Below are 19,696 nucleotides of genomic sequence, written 5' to 3'. Positions count from 1 at the left end.
AAATCTAAAATCTAAAATCTAAAATCTAAAATCTAAAATCTAAAATCTAAAATCTAAAATCTAAAATCTAAAATCTACATTCCATTAAATTCATTGATAATATTGACAGCTTCATTCAGATACGGATTAGTTTTAAGATGATCCATTTGATATTGATTGATCGTTTTATCTGTCGGATAAGCACCAAGCAAAAGCTGATTTACACTAGAATTATAAACATCGAGCGGATTGTTTTCATCATTGAAAGTATTGATCTCTGTCCAAAGTGCATTTAAAATCTTTTTTTGTTTAAAAACGGCATCCAGAGTCATCGGCATTTCAGCCTTTGGAGTGTTTACAAGTTGATCAATTTTAAGGTTGATTTTTTTAATGTTGTCAAAGAAATAATTATCAGAAAGTCGGGCAGAACTGTTTTTAGCAATTTTGTCAATTAAATTTCTTTTGACATAAGTTTTATATTTCAAAAACGGCGTTATACTGTCATTTTTCATTGCAGTCGGAAAATCACTTTCTTTCTGAAAAATATCTTCATAAAATTCAGGAAGTACAACGTCAGGTTTTACACCCACATATTGATGACTTTTTCCGGTAATTCTGTAGAATTTGTTGATGGTAATCTTTAAGAAATCGGTGTTTTTTTGTTCATCAAGAGGTAAAATAGTTTGCATAGTTGCTTTTCCAAGAGTACTGCTTCCTAGCAATAAAGCGCGATTGTAATCTTGCATAATAGAAGAGAAAAATTCGCTTGCAGAAGCCGTATTACTGTTTATAAGTACAACAATAGGACCGCGGTAAATAACACCTTTAAAAGGATCTGAAATAACCGATTTTTCATTATGGTTGTCTACTACAATCGAAAGCGGACCATAATCAACAAACATACCCGCAAGTTTAATCGCTTCTTCCATAGAGCCACCACCGTTGTCAATTAAATCAATAACCAATCCTTTAATATTATCTCTTTCCAGTTTTATCACTTCGCGCGCGACATCATCAGCACATCCTTTTCGGCTATTGCCGTCCAAATCAGCATAAAAGCTTGGGATTTTTATATAACCAATTTTACTGTCTTTGCCGATAATAAAACTGAAAACAGAATTATCTTCGTCTTTCATAACTTGTTTCTCGATATAAACATCAAAACTTTTACCCGAATTGCGTTTTAGAGTCAGCGTGATATGCTTATTCGCCTCCGATAAAATCATGGTTGATATAGATTCTAATGAAGCACAAGAAACCTGAAGTGTTTCTTTCTGATTGGAAATTGATATAATTTGATCGCCTTTCTTTACCTGTCCAGTTTGATAAGCAGGACCATTTGGATCTAGTTCATCAATAATGATTTCGTTTTTTTCATTCAGATTAACGGTCATTCCAAGCGACAAATGTTCTTTAGATAACGAAGCCATAAAACTTGTTTTAGAATCATCGCTAAAATAGGCTGTATGAGGGTCAAAATAAGTACAAAAGAAATTATAGAACTTTTCTTCCTGTTTGGTGTCCGTTTCCAGTAAAGTAGAGAAACGACAGATTTCGTTGGTTAGAATCTTATTTTTTGATGCCATTTCAATGGACTTGAAATTGGCTTTAAGAGAATCTAAATTATCACTCGTTTCGGCAATATCATCTAATATCTGATAACGTAGTTTTTTGTTCCAGACTTTTTCTATGTCTTCTTTCTTTAAGTAAAACGCAAAAGATTTTTTATAAAAACGAATGGTATCTTTTTTTGTATAATCAATAGGCAGAGTCTGAATTTTTTCGAGAACCTTTTTAGTACGGACTAAACCATTGACATATACGGATTTAATATCTGATAGAAAATTACAGTCATTTTTTAGAATCAAATCGTCTATATTATATCGGTATTTTTTGGCCAATTCATCATATTCACTCTTAAAAAAGATATTTCGTGAGGGATCCAATTCGTTAATGAGATTATCAAAAACAAACACAGATAAACTGTCATCAACAGGTTTAGGTCTAAAATGCTCAGCTTGAATAAGCGCATTTATTTTGTTTAACATTTCACAAGTTTCTGCGCTGTTCTGACCAAAAAATAGATTTGATGTTAGCAAAAAAAGGAGTAGTGAAATTTTTTTCATAAACAGAAATTCAGTGTTCATGATTAAAGTTACACTAATTTTTTTACAAATTATAGTAATTTATTGAAATATCGACGACCTAAAGTTTTTCTCTATAAAATGCATATACTCACTGTTGTCATCAATATATTTTGAGTACAGCACAAAAAAAAATGCATTACAAACGTAATGCATTCTTATTGTATAATTTAAAAAATTATTTCTTGTAAAATGGCAATTTAACCACTTTAGCCGGAACATCATTTTTTCTGATTCTAATAAAAATATCGTTGTCAACAGCACTGTTTGCAACAGTTACATATCCTAGACCAATTCCTTTATTCATAGAAGGAGACATAGTTCCAGAAGTTACAATTCCAATCACGTTTCCTTCGCCATCAACAATTTCATAATCGTGTCTCGGCACCGCACGCTCTTGCATTTCAAAAGCAACTAATTTTCTAGTAACTCCAGCTTCTTTTTGTTTTTTAAGCGCTTCAGAATTAGTGAAATCTTTAGTGAATTTCGTAATCCATCCTAAACCAGCTTCAAGAGGAGAAGTCGTGTCGTTAATATCATTTCCGTAAAGACAGAATCCCATCTCTAGACGTAAAGTATCACGAGCAGCAAGACCAATTGGTTTAATATCGTAAGAAGCTCCAGCTTCAAAAACTTTGTTCCAAATTTGTTCTACCTCATCATTTTTACAGTAAATTTCAAATCCGCCAGAACCAGTGTATCCTGTAGCAGAAATAATTACATGCTCGATTCCAGCAAAATCACCTACTTCAAAATGATAATAGGTAATCGCAGACAAATCAACAGAAGTCAAAGACTGCATCGCTTCAACCGCTTTTGGACCTTGAATTGCCAAAAGAGAATAATCATCAGAAAGATTTCTCATTTCAACTCCCAAATCATTGTGAGACGAAATCCAATTCCAGTCTTTTTCAATATTCGAAGCATTTACAACCAGTAAATACTGCTCTTCTTTCATTTTATAAATAATCAAATCGTCCACAATTCCGCCTTCATTATTAGGAAGACAAGAATATTGTGCTCTTCCAATCGTCAAAGTCGAAGCATCATTTGAAGTCACTTTCTGAATCAAAGCCAGTGCATTTGGCCCAGTTAACAAAAATTCACCCATATGCGAAACGTCAAAAACGCCCACACCATTACGAACTGTTTCATGTTCAGCATTAACTCCTTCATATGTAATAGGCATGTTATAGCCAGCAAAAGGCAGCATTTTCGCTCCTAAACCTTCATGTATGTGCGTAAGCGCAGTATTTTTCATTGTGTTGTTTTATAAAATTGATATGCAAATCTATTCAAAAAATATCGAATTTGAATGCCTTAAATTATAAATTTCGCAATAATTAGGAGCTATTTCCTGCTATCCGCTATATCTTTTTGTTTTTAAAGAAAAAACAAAAAGGATGCCGCTACTATCAGGGCTAGGGCTGACCGTTTCAAAAGAAGATTCAGGATTTCGATTTTTTATGTAATTTTAGTCTAAAAATTGAGTTTTTTATTTCTAGCTATGTTTATTTAAATAAGTGAAACGCCTTTTATATATAAAGTAAAGCTATGAATCTATGTGTTTAAAATTAACATCAGCTAAAGAATGAAATCACCATATTTAATCACCAAAGAAGAAATTCTAAAATTATACAAACCCGTAGATTCTAAAGCTCATAAAGGAACACAAGGTCATGCCGTGATTATTGCTGGAAGCTACGGAAAAATAGGAGCAGCAGTTTTAGCTTCAAAATCCTGCCTAAAATCAGGTTGCGGACTCGTAACGACTTTTATTCCCAAATGCGGTTATCAAATTCTTCAAATCTCCATTCCAGAAGTAATGACTGTTACTGATGAAAACACCAATTTCATAACCCATATTCACTTGCCATTGATTCCACAAGCCATCGGATTTGGTCCAGGAATAGGGAAGGAGCTTGGCACACAAAAAGCATTATTTGAATTTTTAAGAATAAACAAAGCACCTTTAGTTCTAGATGCAGATGCATTAAACATCATTTCTGAAAATTTGTCTTGGTTAGAATTAGTTCCCGAAGACACCATACTAACACCACATCCAAAGGAGTTAGAACGTTTAATAGGGAAATGGAATTCCGAATCGGAAAAGTTTAAGAAAACAATCGCTTTCTCAGAAAAATACAAAGTCATCGTTGTCATGAAAGGTGCACCAACGTTCATCATAAACAGAACTTCAGTCTACGAAAACACAACCGGAAACGCCGCACTTGCAACCGCAGGAAGTGGTGACGTTTTAACTGGAATCCTCACCAGTCTTTTAGCGCAAGGTTACGAACCCAAATATGCTTCAAAAATGGGCGTTTATCTGCATGGCTTAACAGCAGATTTAGCTTTACCAAAAACGGGTTACGAATCTTTTACAGCCTCCACAATTATTAAATATTTAGGAAAAGCGTTTTTGAGTTTAGAGGTTTAACCGCAAGGGACGCTAAGAATTACGCAAGGTTCGCAAAGTTTTTTTAATCTCGCAAAGATTTTTACCAAAGTAACCATACCGTTTGTCATCCCGAGGAACGAGGGATCTCCGCAAGTAGCTCTACAAAGATTGGCGATACACTTTGTGGAGCTACTTGCGGAGATTTCTCCTTACGTCGAAATGACAAAAATGAGAATAGAATCATCGTGAAATTAAACTTTGCGACTTTGCGGCTTTGCGAGATTTATCTAGTTAGGCTTAAATTTTCTTATATAACTTATAGGATTTAAAAATTGCGCCCTTAGCGTAAATCTTAGCGTCCCTTGCGGTTAAGAAAAAATCGTAAGTTTGTACTATGAAAAAATTTGATCTCAGAACGGTAAACGTTACCCGTTATATAACCCCACTACGCGAAGGCGGTTCCTTACCAGCCTTAGCAGAAGCCGACGACGATTTTAAATACGTTTTAAAATTCAGAGGTGCCGGACATGGCGTAAAAGCCCTAATCGCCGAATTAGTAGGCGGACAAATCGCAAAAGCCCTAAAACTACAATTACCAGAACTAGTATTCGCCAATCTAGACGAAGCTTTCGGAAGAACCGAAGGCGACGAAGAAATTCAGGATTTACTACAAGGAAGTCAAGGATTGAACTTGGCGCTTCATTTTTTATCAGGCGCTATTACATTTGATCCAGTTGTAACGACTGTTGATGCTAAATTAGCATCACAAATTGTCTGGCTAGATGCTTATATCACCAACGTAGACCGAACTTTCAGAAATACCAATATGCTAATTTGGCATAAAGAATTATGGCTGATTGATCACGGAGCTTGTTTGTATTTTCATCATTCTTGGAACAATTGGGAGCAACATGCTAAAAGTCCGTTTGCTTTGATAAAAGATCACGTTTTATTGCCACAAGCTTCAATGCTAAAAGAAGTTGATGCTGAATTTAAAGCGATTTTAACTCCAGAAATTTTAGAGGAAATTGTAAATACGATTCCGCTAGACTGGTTGCAATGGGAAGATGCCGACGAAACGCCAGAAGGATTGCGAAATGTGTATTTGCAGTTTTTAAAGACCAGATTAGCCAATTCAGAAATTTTTGTAAATCAGGCTCAAAATGCAAGATAATCACTTATACGAATATGCTGTGATTCGCGTTGTGCCAAGGGTAGAGCGCGAAGAATTCCTGAATATCGGAATCATTTTGTTTTGCAAAAAAGCCAAATTTATCAAGGTTCTTTTTCATCTTAATAAAGAAAGGATACAAGCCCTTTCTGCCGATTTTGACATCGAACAGTTAGAATGCAATTTAACTTCATTAGAAAAAATAGCCAAAGGAGCTAAAGACGGCGGTCCAATTGCCGAATTTGAAATTCCAGAACGTTTTAGATGGTTAACAGCCATTAGAAGCTCGGCCATTCAAACTTCAAGACCTCATCCGGGTTTGTGTCAAGATTTAGAAAAAACAATTCAGCGTTTATTTGAAGAACTCGTTTTGTAATTGTTTTTAAACCATATAAGTTATATAAGATAATTTAAGTTTTGACTTAAGAAATAATCTCGCAAAGTCGCGAAGACGCAAAGAAATATAACAAAAAAACTTTGCGACTCTGCGACTTTGCGAGATTCAAAAAAAACTTAGTGTCTTAGCGTCTTGGTGGCAAAAAAATAAAAAAACTTAGTGCCTTATCGCCTTCGTGGCAAAACAAAAAACCACGAATTACAAATTGCAATCCGTGGTTTTAAAACTAAAAACTAACTTACTTTTTTATTGTCATTCTATTAAAAAGAACCACAAACATTTCCGCCTAAAGTAGCTCCTGCATTAGCAGAGATATCAGCCTTAACAGCAGTTTTGTTCAATTTTACAATAGAATAAGGTGGTGTAAAAGCAGTTCCGCTTCCTGCTTGCGTTCCTGTTACACTTGTAAATGTATTATCTGTAACAGTAACAGCAGTATAACCACTCATTAAATCGATTGGATTTTTTACGCCTTCAAAAACGTTGCTTTCTACACGAATATTTGCTTCAAAACCTGCGGCAATACATTTATTGCTTACAGTACTATTGAAGAAACTATTTACAATATGCACTTGTCCAAAACGAACTCTAGGCATTCTTTCTTTACAACCTGGAGCCCACCAGCATCTTGCAAAAGTGATTCTCAATTTACCACGATCTGCTGTAGCGCCGTCACTTGAACCAATTAAGTTAGAAAAACGGTGATCGTCAGTTCCGCCAGAACCTCCAGCTTTTGGAGCTTTTAAATAATGGAATTTAGAATACGTAACAGAAATATAATCTGATTTGTTTTTGATATCGAAGTTACCGTCAACACCATCTCTAAATTCGCAGTGATCTACCCAAACATTTTGGCAGTCGTCTAAGATTGCATTATCCCATCCGTCAGTATCATAAGCGCCTGGACCTTCAAAGATCAGGTTTCTGATAATGATGTTTTTACATCTTTTAATGTTGATGATTCCAGAACCATCTTTAGTTTGATTTGTTGAAACCAATTTCGCTCCGTTTGCACCATAAATTGTTTTTCCGGTTTGATCCTGAAAAGATAATCTTGTAGTCACGGTAATTGTTCCAGAGACTTTAACCACTTTTACTGATGCATTTTCAATAGCCGATTTAAGCTGCGCATAAGTAGTAACTGTGGTTTCAGCAGAAGAACCACCTCCGGTTGTGCCTCCGTTTTGTGAAGCCCAACCTGGAACCTCAGCGCAATTTCCGATTTTAGCAGTCGTGTTGGTTGCAGATGCTTCAATCGCAGTTTCGTTTGTTGTTTCGATTTTTGCTTCTGGAGTTGAAGCAATTTCTTCAGAGTTACATGCTGTAAATCCGAATACCAATGTTGCAGCGAACATGGCAAGTTTTGATTTTAAGTTCATAATTAAAGTTTGGTTATTTATAAAAGTTTAACACTACAAAACTGAAAATTATTTGAACGAAAAAAGTTGAACAAGTTCAAACTTTTGTAAAAAAATCTGCGAAATATGTTTTTTTAACACTTGTTAATTTACAAAAATGCATAAATACTGTATTTTTACGTAATCGATTACATTATTTAAGCCCCTAATTAATAGTGGATTGACAAACGAATTTATTCCTTAAACAAAAAACCACAAGAATGTACAACCTACTACGAAAAAACATTGAGCGAAAGATCCTGCTCACAGATGAAGAATGGGACATTATTGTCTCCAAAGCAGAGCTTATTAAACTCAAAAAAAATCAATTTTTACAAATCCAGAATTCAAACAATAGCTATGAAGGATTTATTTTGAAAGGATCATTCAAAACTTACATTTTAAATGAGAATGGAACTGAAAGTGTCATTTTCTTTTCTTTCGAAGATGAATGGATCTGTGATTTGGAAAGTTTTTATCATCAAAAACCAACCACTTACAACATTAAAGCCATTGAAGACAGCGAAATAGTCGTCATCAATAAAATGCAAAAAGCGTATTTATTTGCTGTAATTCCGAAACTCATTAAGTTTCATGTTCTCATGATTGAACGCGCTAATGTTGCCATTCAACAGCGACTTTTGGATGTTCTCAATAAGACCTCAAAACAACGTTATCTAGACTTTAAAGAACGCTATCCGCAAAAAGTAAGTGCTATAAACAACAAGAATCTCTCATCGTATTTAGGGGTTTCGCACGAGTTTCTTTCGAAAATTAAAAGAACAGTTTCTTAGTTTTTAAAAGGTTCAAAGTGACAGAGTGACAAAGGGGCAAAGGTTAAATAAAATCTCGCGAAGTCGCAGAGTCGCAAAATTTTGAACCATATAAGTAATATAAGTTCAATTAAGCAGAAAACTTAAAATTCTTGTATTACTTATATGGTTGTTTTTTAAATTAGACTTTGCGACTCTGCGATTTCGCGAGATTGAAAAAAACTTAGTGCCTTAGCGCCTTCGTGGCAAAAAAAAACTTACAGTCTTTTCTCTAAATAGATAAACTCCAAAGGACTTTCAGAAACCGTAGTATGAATTTCACTTTCAGGAAAAGCTTCACGTTTGCCTGTATCTACATAACCATGACGTTTGTACCAAGCCACCAATTCTTCGCGAACCGAAATAACCGTCATAATAATACTCGATAAACCAAGAGATTTAGCATGATTTTCGGCTTCAGCCAAAAGCTTTTTCCCGATTCCGCTGTTTTGAAGTTCTGGCGAAACAGTCAGCATTCCGAGATACAATTGATTTTCTTTTTCAACCAATAAAACCGAACCGATAATTTTATTCTCTTCTGTAAACTTTAGGATCGTATTTTTTGGATCCAGAAAGATTTCTGTCATTTCCTGTTCGTCGGTTCTTTTTCCTTCTAGTAAATGCGCTTCGGTTGTCCAGCCTTTTTTAGACGATTCGCCTCTGTAAGCCGAGTTGATTAAAATGGTTAATGCAGGAATATCTTCAAGTAATGCTTTTGTAATCATGTTTAAAATAAAAATTGAATTGCCTACAGCTTTAGCTGTAGAACACAAAGTTAAATCAGAAAATGGCTTTAGCCTAATCTTTTAAGTTTTTTGGCTAAAGCCGAATATATCTGAAAAAGAAAACCTCCAGCTAAAGCCGGAGGCAATTGAGATTTTTATTCAAGTTAATCTTTAGTTTCAATAAATTATGATGCAGTTTTCGGTTTTCGATTAATCAAATAACAATAAATGAAGTGCGAGGATAAAACCAATACCATTCCAATGTTCCAATTAGCTTTAAAGTAGGCAAAAGAATTATAGAAACTAATTAGAGCGTTTTTTTCGTCTTCGGTTCCAATTCGAAAATGAAGCGGAAAAACAATTAAAAGAAGAATAAGAAATAGAGACAAAACAGTAAAGCGTCCATATTTTATTTTGTAATAATCCACTATTCCATAAGATAACATTTGCATCATTAATAGTATTAAAAAAAATCCTTCCATGCCACTTAGTTTATTTTTATAAATGTAAGGAAATATTTAAATAAAATTATTGAAATTTGTAAGGAATTGAAAACTAAAATGCTATGGCAAGAATTCATTTATTCGAATTTGAAGATCAACAATGGCTTCCAGAATTTATTAGAAATTACATGACTGACTTTTTACAGTTTCTTTCGAATAAAACGGCCATGTACAAAGGCATAGTTCCCGTAATCGAAAAAGGTTTAAGAGAAAGCCAAACCAACCAAATTATTGATTTAGCATCGGGCGGTGGTGGCGGATTAATTTGGCTAAATGCCGAATTGCGAAAAAACAATCCCGATTTAAAAATTCTGCTGACGGATTATTTTCCCAATATTCCTGCATTCGAAAACACACAAAAACAAGCCAACAATTTCGATTTTGTAAAAACACCAGTCGATGCCAGAAATGTTCCCGAAAACCTAAACGGACTTCGAACGCAATTTTTATCTTTTCATCATTTTAAACCGAAAGATGCACAACAGATTCTGCAAAATGCCATTGATACCAATAGTTCGATTGCCATTTTTGAAGGACAGGAAAGAAGTGTTCCAAGTATTGTGGCGATGATCTTTTCGCCAATTTCGGTTTTATTAACAACGCCTTTTATCAGACCGTTTAAAATTGGCAGAATCATTTTTACGTACCTAATTCCAATTGTACCGATTTTAGTTTTGTGGGATGGTGTAGTTTCGTCTTTAAGAACGTATTCTGTTGAAGAAATGAACGGATTGATTTCTAGGTTAGACAACAAGGAAAGTTTTAATTGGGAAGTTGGAAAAGTAAAATCTGGGCCTACGAAGATTTTGTATTTGTTGGGAACAAAGAAATAGATATTTGTGTTCAATGCTTTTCGCTAGCGCTAGCGTCTCGTTTGTGCCCGTTTCAATTGGCTTTTGAATTTCTTTGTGTTCATTTACAGGACGCTCGCACTAGGAGAGGAAATCTTATAGCGGAATTAATTTTAATTCGTGATCAGTATAGATAACTAAATTATCCTTGCTTTCATCAATATATAATTGTCTAATCTCGCTTTGTAAGTCTAGTTTAATTTCTTGAAGTATTTTTTTCTCTTGTCTATCCACAAGCAATATAGACTTTCCTTTACCTAAAAGAATTAGATTTTCATTTTTAAAAGTTAAAAAACTCAAATCATGTTGCGATTTGAATTGCGAAATATCCATTTCCCATATTTTATTTAATTCACCATCTTTATATTCATAATACTCCAGTTCGTTTGGAAATGAAACAGCAAATTCATTACCATTAAATTCAAATCCGCTAGAAGTATTATCCCATGCTTTAAAGAAACGATAGATAAAATGAATACTTAAATCTTCTCTGAGATGATATAAATTAAAATAGGTTTCTTGATCATAACTATCAAAAGCAATTAAATCCTGATTCTCATTTATCTTTGGATGAAAAGTACCATCCTTAGCTGTAGTCGTGTTTATTAATTCGAAATCTTCTGAAAGTAAAATGATTTCCCAATTTTGTGAACTTCCAACATATAAATTTCTTAAAGGCAGATAAGTAATTTGATCTAAAATTAAATCTTCTGGTAATGTTATTGTTCTTATTAGATTAAAGGTTCCCTCTTCAATAATCAATAATTTATGATCCCCCGTTGGAACTATAATGTTTCCGATTTTATCAAATGTAAAATTTCTAATGGTTGGAATATCAATATTAATGATTTTATCAACCGTAATTTCATTCTCTTTTTTTGCATATTTTACTAAGTTGGAATTTTTAGTGTACGCTACGAAAAAGTCTGGTTTAAAAGGATTTTGTTTAAAGAAAAAGATTCTCTTGTATTGGTAATTTTCAGGCGAAAGAGAGGTTACTTTATTACTAATTATTTCAGCATAATATTTTTGAAAATGATTTAAAATATCTTGACGATTGCCTTGTTTTGCCAAATAGTACGGTGTTCTGCTGCTGCTGTCTTTTTTCCAATCACATCCGTTGTTATAAACGAAATCAAATACTAGCGGCAGATCAAGCCAGGCGAGCTTATGCAGTAAATTGCTATTGTGTTCATCAGAGCCGTTTAAATCAATTTTATGCTTTAAATAAACTTTAGCACATTCAATTGATTTGCATTGTAAATATTGAGGTTCCTCATGGTCTATTTTTGCGCCTCGTGTTAATAATAAATCAACAACATCAACTTTATCTTGGCTTGTTGCCAGATAAAGCTCCCTATCATTCATGGTTGCTCCTCTGTCGAGAAGATATTCTGCAATATCATAATTATCTGCCCAACATAGGGGAGTGGCGTAAATTCCACTTCTTTCTGCATTTACATTAGCATGATTTTTAAGGAGATATTTTACCATTTCCATATTTCCGCTAGATGAAGCAACATGTAAAGGCGTGTCGTCCATCCATCCTTTCAAATGTATTTCTTGTGGATTACGATTTAAATGATTTTTAGCTTCATTATTCTTATGCTCTTTAATAAGCGTAAAAATTTCAGGTGTTTGAGTATGATCAGTCTGATATATATTCATTTCCGCATTAGGGATTTCTTTAATTCTGTTAAATATTCGAGATAAAAATCGCATTTTTTATTTTGAATTAGAGCTTCTATACAATTTGTCAAACATAGGTTTTATGCTTATAAAAAGCTAATTTTATAAAAAAATAAAACTACAAAATACAATGCCTTTTTTAAGGTATTTTTTCAGTTTTGAAACTTTGTAAAAAAAGTTACCCCAAGAAAGATTATGAAAACCGTATCTTACAAAAATAGCTTTGTTTTTTACAGCAATCGATTTTCGTTTAAGAATTTTAAATATCTTTGAATTATGAGTACAGCAATAAAACCAAGACATATCGGCAGAAATATAAGCCGTATAAGAGAGCTTAAAGATATGAAACAGGAAGCACTGGCGCAGGCTTTGGGAACAAACCAGCAGGCCATTTCGGCTATTGAAAACAGCGAAACGGTAGACGAGCAAAAACTAATTCAGATCGCAAAAGCTCTTGAAGTTTCTGTTGAAGCAATTGAAAACTTTTCAGATGAAGGTGTTATTAATTACTTTAATAGCTTTAATAATAATGTTGTTACGACAGGCAGTATTTTTGCGACAAATTGTACTTTTAATCCTTTAGATAAAGTAGTAGAACTTTACGAACGTTTGGTGCAAGCTGAAAAAGATAAAGTGGAGTATTTGGAGAAGTTGTTGAATGGGAAGTAATCGTTTTTGAAAGATATATATTGAATTGAAAAGAGACCTTTGATGAGGTCTCTTTTTTGTATTCTTAAGCTAGTTGATTTGAATATTTTTTTAAGAAAGTAGAGGCATATATTTTAATGTTCTGAATACCTTTTTCCTCTAATAAATTATTATTATTTTTTTTGTATTTTTTTGAGTTGATATCATTTAAAATAGTGTTTGCAATAATTGCAGCTCCAAATAAGTTTCCAACAGCTATTTGCACTTGCAAATGCATATAATTTAAAAGTAAATAATTTGCTAAGAGATCATCATTTACATCCTTTTTTATAGTATTAAAAAACACTAATATTCTATTTGCTTCTTGGAATTGTTTTTTTGAAATTAATTGGAAAACAGAATTGGCAGCGATGTCAAAATCATAAAAGTCAATAGGTTCCAGTCTTCTTTCTTCGCAAAAATTAAGATATTCCATTGAAATGCTAATATCTTGATTAGCTTTTATAAAATAGGACAATAACTTTAAATTATTGTATGCATATACATTGTTGCGTCGTAGTATTAAATCTTTATTGCTTTTAAAATTATATTTTAAAAAATTAATTGAAAGTTCTATATCATTATTATTTAAACAATCTAGACCCAATTCATAAATTATTTGAATTTTTTCCTGATTTATAAAAATTTTTTTTGATGAGTATTCTAATAATTCTTCAAAGCTTTTAATGTTTATTTTAAAAGCAAGTATCATAATTTCAGTGAATTTATCTTTATCTAGATCTAAAGGTCTTTCAAGATCTTTTTCTCTCAATAATATTTCATTTTGTATTATGTAATGAATTAAATCACTGAGTAATACTAATTTTTCATCTTCGGGACTTAAATTAATTAAATTTAAGAATAAAGACGGTCTAATTTCTATTTTTTTGGTTTCAATAGCTTTTCTAAAATATTCTTTAGCTTTGTTAATGTCTTCAGTTTGTGTTAACAATCCAAGATTATAATTACTTATGGCTTTTAATTCATCAATTTCATCTTCTGAAATTAAATTGTAATCGAAAATATCTTCATCAACTATTTTTTTGAATATGTCTATTGCTTCAACTTTTAATTCTTGATTTTCTGAATTTATTAACGAGGAGCCATAATTAAGCAGAGCTTTCCCATACAATTCATCTTTCGGACTTTTTTCTAATATAAATTTGAAAGAAGAAATACTTTCAATATAATTTGCTTCAAAATAATTACAGAGACCGATCATATATTTTATTCTAAAAATAAACTTAGGGAATTCTGTAATAGAAAAATTAGCTTTAGAAAGGAATTCGATTGCTTTTTCAAATTGAAGATTTCTATAAAAAGCTACTCCTAGGTAATAATATGTGAAATTTTCTGTTTCCTTGTCAGGAAAATCATTATTCAAAATAAATTTCTCATATGCTTCAATTGCTTCAGTATAATTTTCTTCATCAAAGAGTTCTGAAGCAATTTTTAGTAATCCCTTTTCTTGTTCTTTAATAGAATTTAACCATTCAGTATTTAGTGCATTTTTAATTATTCTGTTTTTTATTTTAATGTTGTTCTCTTCATAGTTTATGATTCCAGCTAAATAAAGTTTACTTTTAATATTATCTGCTACATTATTACCTTTATTATAATCAATTTGAATAATGGCATCTCTAATTTTTTTGTCAGAAACTACTAATTCTCTAATATTGTCTACAGGTGGTTTGTCGAATGAGGTTAAGTATAGTTTATGAACAATTTCATCAACTTGTTCTTTTGTAGATATTTCAAATTTTATAGTTTCTATTTCTGCGCATAAATCCCATGTCATTCTTGGATTTCCACTTGTCCAGTAAAAAATGTGATCTATTATTTCTTTATTTAAGTCTTTTAAGCCAGCTTTTTCAATAAATATTAAAAATTCTTCATTTGAAAAATCGTTTAAAAAAATTTTCTCGCCAATATTGAAAGGTGAGATTTTAGGATCTTTAATAATTTCTGTTGGCTCAACAACACCAGAGAGGATATAAGTTAATCTCTCTAGTTCAGGAAAGTTAACTCTTGAAAAATATACGCTTCGGATTTGTGCAAAAATTTTATCAGAATAACTAGTTTTTGTTAATGCATCTATTTCATCAAGAATAATTATTAATTTGCCTTGAGTATATTTTAAAAGTGTTCTTAATTCATTAGAATGCTGTTTGTGTGGAGGAATGTCTTTTATTAGTTTTCTGTTTTCTAATATTATTTTTGTTGCTTCAAAGTAAATATCTTCGTTAGTTTCTAAAGCTAAATCAATTATGTTTTGAAAACATGATTGTTCATCCTCAAAAATATTTGATAAATCAATATATATAAACTTATCATCTCCATTTCCCAATTCTCTTTTTGCATTCAATAATAAGTTGGTCTTACCCATTTGCCTTGATACAAGCACATATCCAGGTCTCCCCATGTCAGAAATTATATTTCTTAACTGTCGATCAGCATTTCTATTTACATAAAGATGCGGTGGAATTATGGTGTAAGGTTTTAATATCTTTTCCATGAACATTTTAATTAAGTTCTCTATTTGTTTCACTAATTATGTGCTTGTAAGTTTCAAGTTTTAATCCATCTAAAGCAATTGAATTTTTAAATATTTTTTTTATAAATCTAGGTGAACCATTAGAAGACTTAACAATTTCAATTTTAATTTCATTCTCAATAGATAGGTTTAGTTTTGCTTCAATAAGATTCACTAAATCCAATGAATTTTCTTGATCCCAATCATTTAATTCAATGAATTTAACAATTTCATAAATTTTTTGGTTAAATTCTTTGATATGGGTTACTGGTGAATATATTGATGATAAAACAAATTTAATTTGAGTACAATCGCTACGAAGTGAGTTTGAAATAAAAAGAGAACATATTTTATCGGTAAATGATTTGCAATTAGCATCGTTCCCTAAAGGAATTTCATCTATAATTATGTAGACTATTTTATTTTTAAAATGTTTTTCTAGCAATGCAACAATTTTTTTGATTGATTGCTGAAAATTTACATTTTCAAATGTATTACTTTCTGGTTCAAGTTTTTCAGATAATTCGATCAACATCTCTTTGAAAAAATCATCAATAGTCAACCCGTTACAATTCGCTAAAGATATTAAGATATGATCCAGTTTTTCTTTAATAACATTTCTTAAAATAATATTGGATTTACCTCTGCCAGATTTACCATAAATCCATAATGAATAAATATTTAGATGGGTTTTAATTGTTTTGTCAATTTCTCTATTGATGTAATATTCTTCTTTAGATTGATCATATCTGTCAAATAGTACTTGATTTAAATTATGGATGCTCGTTAATTCTGTTTTTTCAGTATCTTTAAGAATAGGGAAAAGATTAATTGAATCAAATGCTGTTCTACTCGAAAAAACTTCTATGCATAATGAAACGGCAGATTGCATTGCTAATATTTGATTTTCATCTTTGTTTTTGTCCTTATTGCCATCTGCAAAATCACATATTCCTTTAACTAAAATCCAGTCACATTTTCCATCTGATGCAGAATATAATCCAATACCCTCCATTTCACCTCCTTTTGCAGTTGGTTTTTCTTTAACAAGCTCATCTCTTCTTTTTATGTCATTTATTAACTCTTCACCAGATAATATAGGTGCAATTATATGTTTTGCTTTTAGATCTTCTTTTAGTAAAAATTCCCAACCTAAAGCACTTTTGAATTTATTTATCAATAATTTACTAGCAGGAGCATCGTTTGTTCGAATGGTGTCACTGCCATTTTGAACTTTTTTAAAATTGTAAGGAGTGATGCATTCTGAAACTAAAACATCACCAATATTTTGTTCGACATCATCTACACCAAATGCAATTCCTATCATTAGAGCAATTTTGGGTTTAAATAATGTAATTGCTTCTGATATAGTTGTGATGGAGCTATCTCTTGAAATTGACCCCATTGTACCACATTGTACATGTACAGCTAGATAATTTCCAAATTCACCAAGAAAATAAGTATAATTTCCATTATTAATTTTTAGAATAAAATCATTTTCGCCAAATGGTTTTATTGAGTCATGTAAGATTTTAGTTTCGAGACTTGTTGCTGTAATTAAAAGTAATAAGTTGTTACCATTTAATTTTACATCTTTGAAGTCAATCTCTTTATACATTATTTGGAAATTATAATTAAGAAAATTTGTTTTTAGTGGTAAGACCTCAAACATAATAATTTTCCTTATAATAACAAATAGAAAACCACAAATTACATTGATTTTAAGTTTCTGTAATTTGTGGTTTTAAAATTTTATAGAGAGAATATTACCCCAAGAAAGTCTTCAACTCCTCATAACTCCCAATCTTCACACTAACTTTCTCCTCATTAATAACACTTTCAATTTGTGTTGGAATTGGAAGCGTAATTCCTAGCGCCGGTTCAACTACATCTAAGAATTTAATTGGGTGAGCGGTTTCTAAGAAAATACCAATCGCGTTCGGGTATTTTTCAAGTTCTTTTTTCAAACCTAAATAACCAACAGCGCCGTGAGGTTCTGCGATGTAACCGTCGGTGTTGTAAATTTGTTTCATGGCTTGTAACGTTTCTTCGTCGGTGTAGCTGTACGAAGAGAAATCTTTTTCAAAAGCCTTTAAATCATTGTTGTATAATTCCTGAATTCTAATAAAGTTGCTTGGGTTTCCAACGTCCATTGCGTTAGAAATTGTCGCTTTAGAAGGTTTCGGGTCGTATTTTCCGTTTTCTAAGAATCTTGGCACCGTGTCGTTTACGTTTGTCGAAGCCACAAAATGCTCAATTGGCAAACCTAATTTTTTTGCCATAATTCCGGCACAGATATTTCCGAAGTTACCGCTTGGGCAAGAGAAAACCAAAGGTTTGTTTTGGCTCTTCAACGCTTTGTAAGCAAAGAAGAAATAAAACATCTGTGGCAACCAGCGCGCAATATTGATAGAATTCGCCGAAGTCAGATTTTTGTGTGCCAAAGTTTCATCTAAAAATGCTTTTTTCACCATATCCTGACAATCGTCAAAAACACCATCAACTTCAAGCGCTTTAATATTTTGTCCTAAAGTCGTCAATTGTTTTTCCTGAATGTCGCTCACTTTTCCTGACGGATATAAAATGACAACATCAACACCGTCAACACCTAAAAATCCGCTTGCAACTGCGCCTCCTGTATCTCCAGAAGTCGCTACTAAAACCGTGTTTTTAGCGTCTTTTTTGTCTTTGTTGAAATAACCCAAACAACGCGACATGAATCGCGCTCCAACGTCTTTAAACGCCATTGTTGGTCCGTGGAATAATTCTAACGAATAGATTCCGTTTTCGACTTTCACAACTGGGAAATCAAAAACTAAAGTTTCAGCAATGATTTCTTTTAGTTTTTCTGCAGGTATTTCGTCGCCAACGAATTGTTTAATCGCTTCATAAGCAATGTGTTCGTGGCTTAAACTTTCGATTGTATCAAAAAATGAAGGATCAAGAGGCGTAATGCTTTCTGGGAAATATAACCCTTTATCACTCGCTAATCCTTGTATTACAGCTTCCTGAAAAGAAACTTTTGGGGCATTATGGTTTAAACTGTAGTATTTCATTGGTTGTTTTTATTTAACCGCAAAGAGCGCAAGGAATTGGTTTCTTTTGAAAACGCAGAGAACGCAAAGCTTTGTGGTGATATTTTTTATTTCATAATTTTTGTAAGCGTATTTTTTGTCATTTCGACTGAAAGGAGAAATCACACGCGAGAGTCCGTGTAGAAATTCGCCAATCTTTGTCGACAAACTAGTGTGATTTCTCCTTTCAGTCGAAATGACAAACTAGGCTTGTTACTGTACGTGGTCTTCGACTTCGCTCAGCCTGACAAACGTTGCGTATAAATCTTAATACTTAATTTTTCGTACTTAATACATTTTTCAAATCACATTTCACATTTTACAAAATCCTAACACCATCAGGATTAATCTTCGAAACGTGAATTTCATACGGTAAATTCATTTTTTCGTAAACCTCGCTCATGGCTTTGGCGATTTGGTCTGCGGTGTTTTTTCCTCGGCTTAGAGCAAAAATCGACGGACCAGAACCTGAAATTCCAGAACCTAGAGCGCCGTTTTCGTAAGCCGTTTGTTTGATTTGGTCGAAACCTGGAATTAAAACACTTCGTAAAGGTTCTACGATTTCATCATGAAGCGATCTTCCAATCAACTCGTAATCTTTAGTGTAAAGACCCGCTACAAGTCCGCCTACATTTCCCCATTGCATGATCGCGCTTTTTAGCGAAACGTTTTGTTTTAAAACCGAACGAGCGTCAGAAGTTTTTAATTCAATCTGCGGATGAACCACCGTTGCGTACAATTCTTCTGGACTATCAATTCTGATAATATCCAAAGGATCGTAACTTCTTACCAAAGTAAATCCGCCAAGAAGGGCAGGAGCAACGTTGTCAGCATGTGCGTTTCCGCTCGCTAATTTTTCGCCCTGCATCGCAAACTGAACCAAATCTTTACGAGAATATGGTCTTCCTAATAATTCATTGATTCCGAAAACCGCTCCGGCAGAACTTGCTGCACTGCTTCCGATACCGCTTCCGGCTTTGATATGTTTGTAAATTTCAATTTCGAATCCAAATTCCAATTCGTCCAAAGTCTCTAACATCGCCAAAGCCGCCACACCCGAAACGTTTTTCTCTGTTTCAAGAGGCAAATCGGCACCGACGATTTTAGTAATTCGAACTCCTTTTTGATCTGATTTTCGAACAATCATTTCATCACCCGCATTGTCTAAGCAAAGTCCCAAAACGTCAAATCCACACGAGAGATTTGCAATTGTAGCGGGACAGAATAATTTTATTTCCATTCTTTTTAAAGTTTCTAAGTTGCTAAGATTCTGAGTTTCTAAGTTTTCTTTTGCAACTTTTTATTTTGAGTTTCTAAGAGGTTAAGTTTTTGA

At 32.7% G+C, this 19,696-nt stretch carries 15 protein-coding genes; 6 read left to right on the top strand and 9 right to left on the bottom strand.

The window, feature by feature from the left end; all coding sequences use genetic code 11:
• Positions 1 to 74 precede the first annotated feature (74 nt).
• Complete coding sequence (locus NQQ59_RS04830) at positions 75 to 2,027, bottom strand: S41 family peptidase (protein WP_257698142.1); 1,953 nt, start codon at positions 2,025 to 2,027, stop codon at positions 75 to 77.
• Between the two features lie 274 nt (positions 2,028 to 2,301).
• Positions 2,302 to 3,384, bottom strand: coding sequence for a glycine cleavage system aminomethyltransferase GcvT (gcvT, locus tag NQQ59_RS04825; protein WP_144214409.1), 1,083 nt, complete (start codon positions 3,382 to 3,384; stop codon positions 2,302 to 2,304).
• 330 nt (positions 3,385 to 3,714) lie between these two features.
• Here gcvT and NQQ59_RS04820 point away from each other — a divergent pair, with 330 nt between their 5' ends.
• The 3 genes from NQQ59_RS04820 to NQQ59_RS04810 all read left to right on the top strand — a co-directional run bounded on the left by NQQ59_RS04820 (position 3,715) and on the right by NQQ59_RS04810 (position 6,071).
• Positions 3,715 to 4,563 (top strand): NAD(P)H-hydrate dehydratase, encoded by an 849-nt coding sequence (locus tag NQQ59_RS04820; protein ID WP_144214408.1) that lies wholly within the window; start codon positions 3,715 to 3,717, stop codon positions 4,561 to 4,563.
• A 355-nt stretch (positions 4,564 to 4,918) separates the two neighbouring features.
• A complete protein-coding gene (locus NQQ59_RS04815) occupies positions 4,919 to 5,698 on the top strand; it encodes a HipA family kinase (protein WP_144214406.1) in 780 nt (259 codons plus the stop codon).
• Positions 5,688 to 6,071 (top strand): DUF3037 domain-containing protein, encoded by a 384-nt coding sequence (locus tag NQQ59_RS04810; RefSeq protein WP_132080359.1) that lies wholly within the window; start codon positions 5,688 to 5,690, stop codon positions 6,069 to 6,071. The genes NQQ59_RS04815 and NQQ59_RS04810 overlap by 11 nt, the downstream gene beginning before the upstream one ends.
• Before the next feature lie 281 nt (positions 6,072 to 6,352).
• Here NQQ59_RS04810 and NQQ59_RS04805 read toward each other — a convergent pair whose 3' ends face one another.
• On the bottom strand, positions 6,353 to 7,471 hold the full coding sequence (locus NQQ59_RS04805; protein ID WP_144214404.1) for a pectate lyase family protein: 1,119 nt from the start codon (positions 7,469 to 7,471) through the stop codon (positions 6,353 to 6,355).
• Between the two features lie 239 nt (positions 7,472 to 7,710).
• On the opposite strand from NQQ59_RS04805, the gene NQQ59_RS04800 reads away from it, so the two are divergent.
• A complete protein-coding gene (locus NQQ59_RS04800) occupies positions 7,711 to 8,283 on the top strand; it encodes a Crp/Fnr family transcriptional regulator (RefSeq protein WP_144214402.1) in 573 nt (190 codons plus the stop codon).
• A gap of 236 nt (positions 8,284 to 8,519) precedes the next feature.
• On the opposite strand, the gene NQQ59_RS04795 is transcribed toward NQQ59_RS04800, so the two are convergent.
• The gene (locus NQQ59_RS04795) at positions 8,520 to 9,026 is read right to left on the bottom strand and encodes a GNAT family N-acetyltransferase (protein WP_144214400.1); all 507 of its coding nucleotides are present in this window, start codon (positions 9,024 to 9,026) and stop codon (positions 8,520 to 8,522) included.
• A 565-nt stretch (positions 9,027 to 9,591) separates the two neighbouring features.
• On the opposite strand from NQQ59_RS04795, the gene NQQ59_RS04790 reads away from it, so the two are divergent.
• Positions 9,592 to 10,362, top strand: a complete 771-nt coding sequence (locus NQQ59_RS04790) for a hypothetical protein (RefSeq protein ID WP_186296566.1) — start codon at positions 9,592 to 9,594, stop codon at positions 10,360 to 10,362.
• A 114-nt stretch (positions 10,363 to 10,476) separates the two neighbouring features.
• On the opposite strand, the gene NQQ59_RS04785 is transcribed toward NQQ59_RS04790, so the two are convergent.
• Positions 10,477 to 12,048 carry an ankyrin repeat domain-containing protein gene (locus tag NQQ59_RS04785; RefSeq protein ID WP_186296565.1) on the bottom strand — a complete coding sequence of 524 codons (1,572 nt, stop codon included), beginning with the start codon at positions 12,046 to 12,048 and terminating at the stop codon, positions 10,477 to 10,479.
• Between the two features lie 297 nt (positions 12,049 to 12,345).
• On the opposite strand from NQQ59_RS04785, the gene NQQ59_RS04780 reads away from it, so the two are divergent.
• Entirely contained in the window at positions 12,346 to 12,738 is a 393-nt protein-coding gene (locus NQQ59_RS04780) for a helix-turn-helix domain-containing protein (protein WP_144214396.1), read from the top strand.
• Between the two features lie 64 nt (positions 12,739 to 12,802).
• Here the strand turns inward: NQQ59_RS04780 and NQQ59_RS04775 are convergent, their stop codons facing one another.
• From NQQ59_RS04775 to NQQ59_RS04760, 4 genes are all read right to left on the bottom strand, one after another.
• Positions 12,803 to 15,271 carry a tetratricopeptide repeat protein gene (locus tag NQQ59_RS04775; protein ID WP_186296564.1) on the bottom strand — a complete coding sequence of 823 codons (2,469 nt, stop codon included), beginning with the start codon at positions 15,269 to 15,271 and terminating at the stop codon, positions 12,803 to 12,805.
• 7 nt (positions 15,272 to 15,278) lie between these two features.
• Entirely contained in the window at positions 15,279 to 16,907 is a 1,629-nt protein-coding gene (locus NQQ59_RS04770; protein WP_257698141.1) for a 5'-methylthioadenosine/S-adenosylhomocysteine nucleosidase family protein, read from the bottom strand.
• Between the two features lie 148 nt (positions 16,908 to 17,055).
• Positions 17,056 to 18,345 carry a threonine synthase gene (gene thrC / locus NQQ59_RS04765; protein WP_144214390.1) on the bottom strand — a complete coding sequence of 430 codons (1,290 nt, stop codon included), beginning with the start codon at positions 18,343 to 18,345 and terminating at the stop codon, positions 17,056 to 17,058.
• A gap of 337 nt (positions 18,346 to 18,682) precedes the next feature.
• Positions 18,683 to 19,603, bottom strand: a complete 921-nt coding sequence (locus tag NQQ59_RS04760; RefSeq protein ID WP_144214388.1) for a homoserine kinase — start codon at positions 19,601 to 19,603, stop codon at positions 18,683 to 18,685.
• Positions 19,604 to 19,696 lie beyond the last annotated feature (93 nt).

Origin of the sequence: Flavobacterium panacis (assembly GCF_024649945.1) — a bacterium.
GTDB lineage: Bacteria > Bacteroidota > Bacteroidia > Flavobacteriales > Flavobacteriaceae > Flavobacterium > Flavobacterium panacis.
The sequence above is the reverse complement of the archived record's forward strand: the minus strand, read 5'-3'. Positions and strand labels throughout refer to the sequence as shown.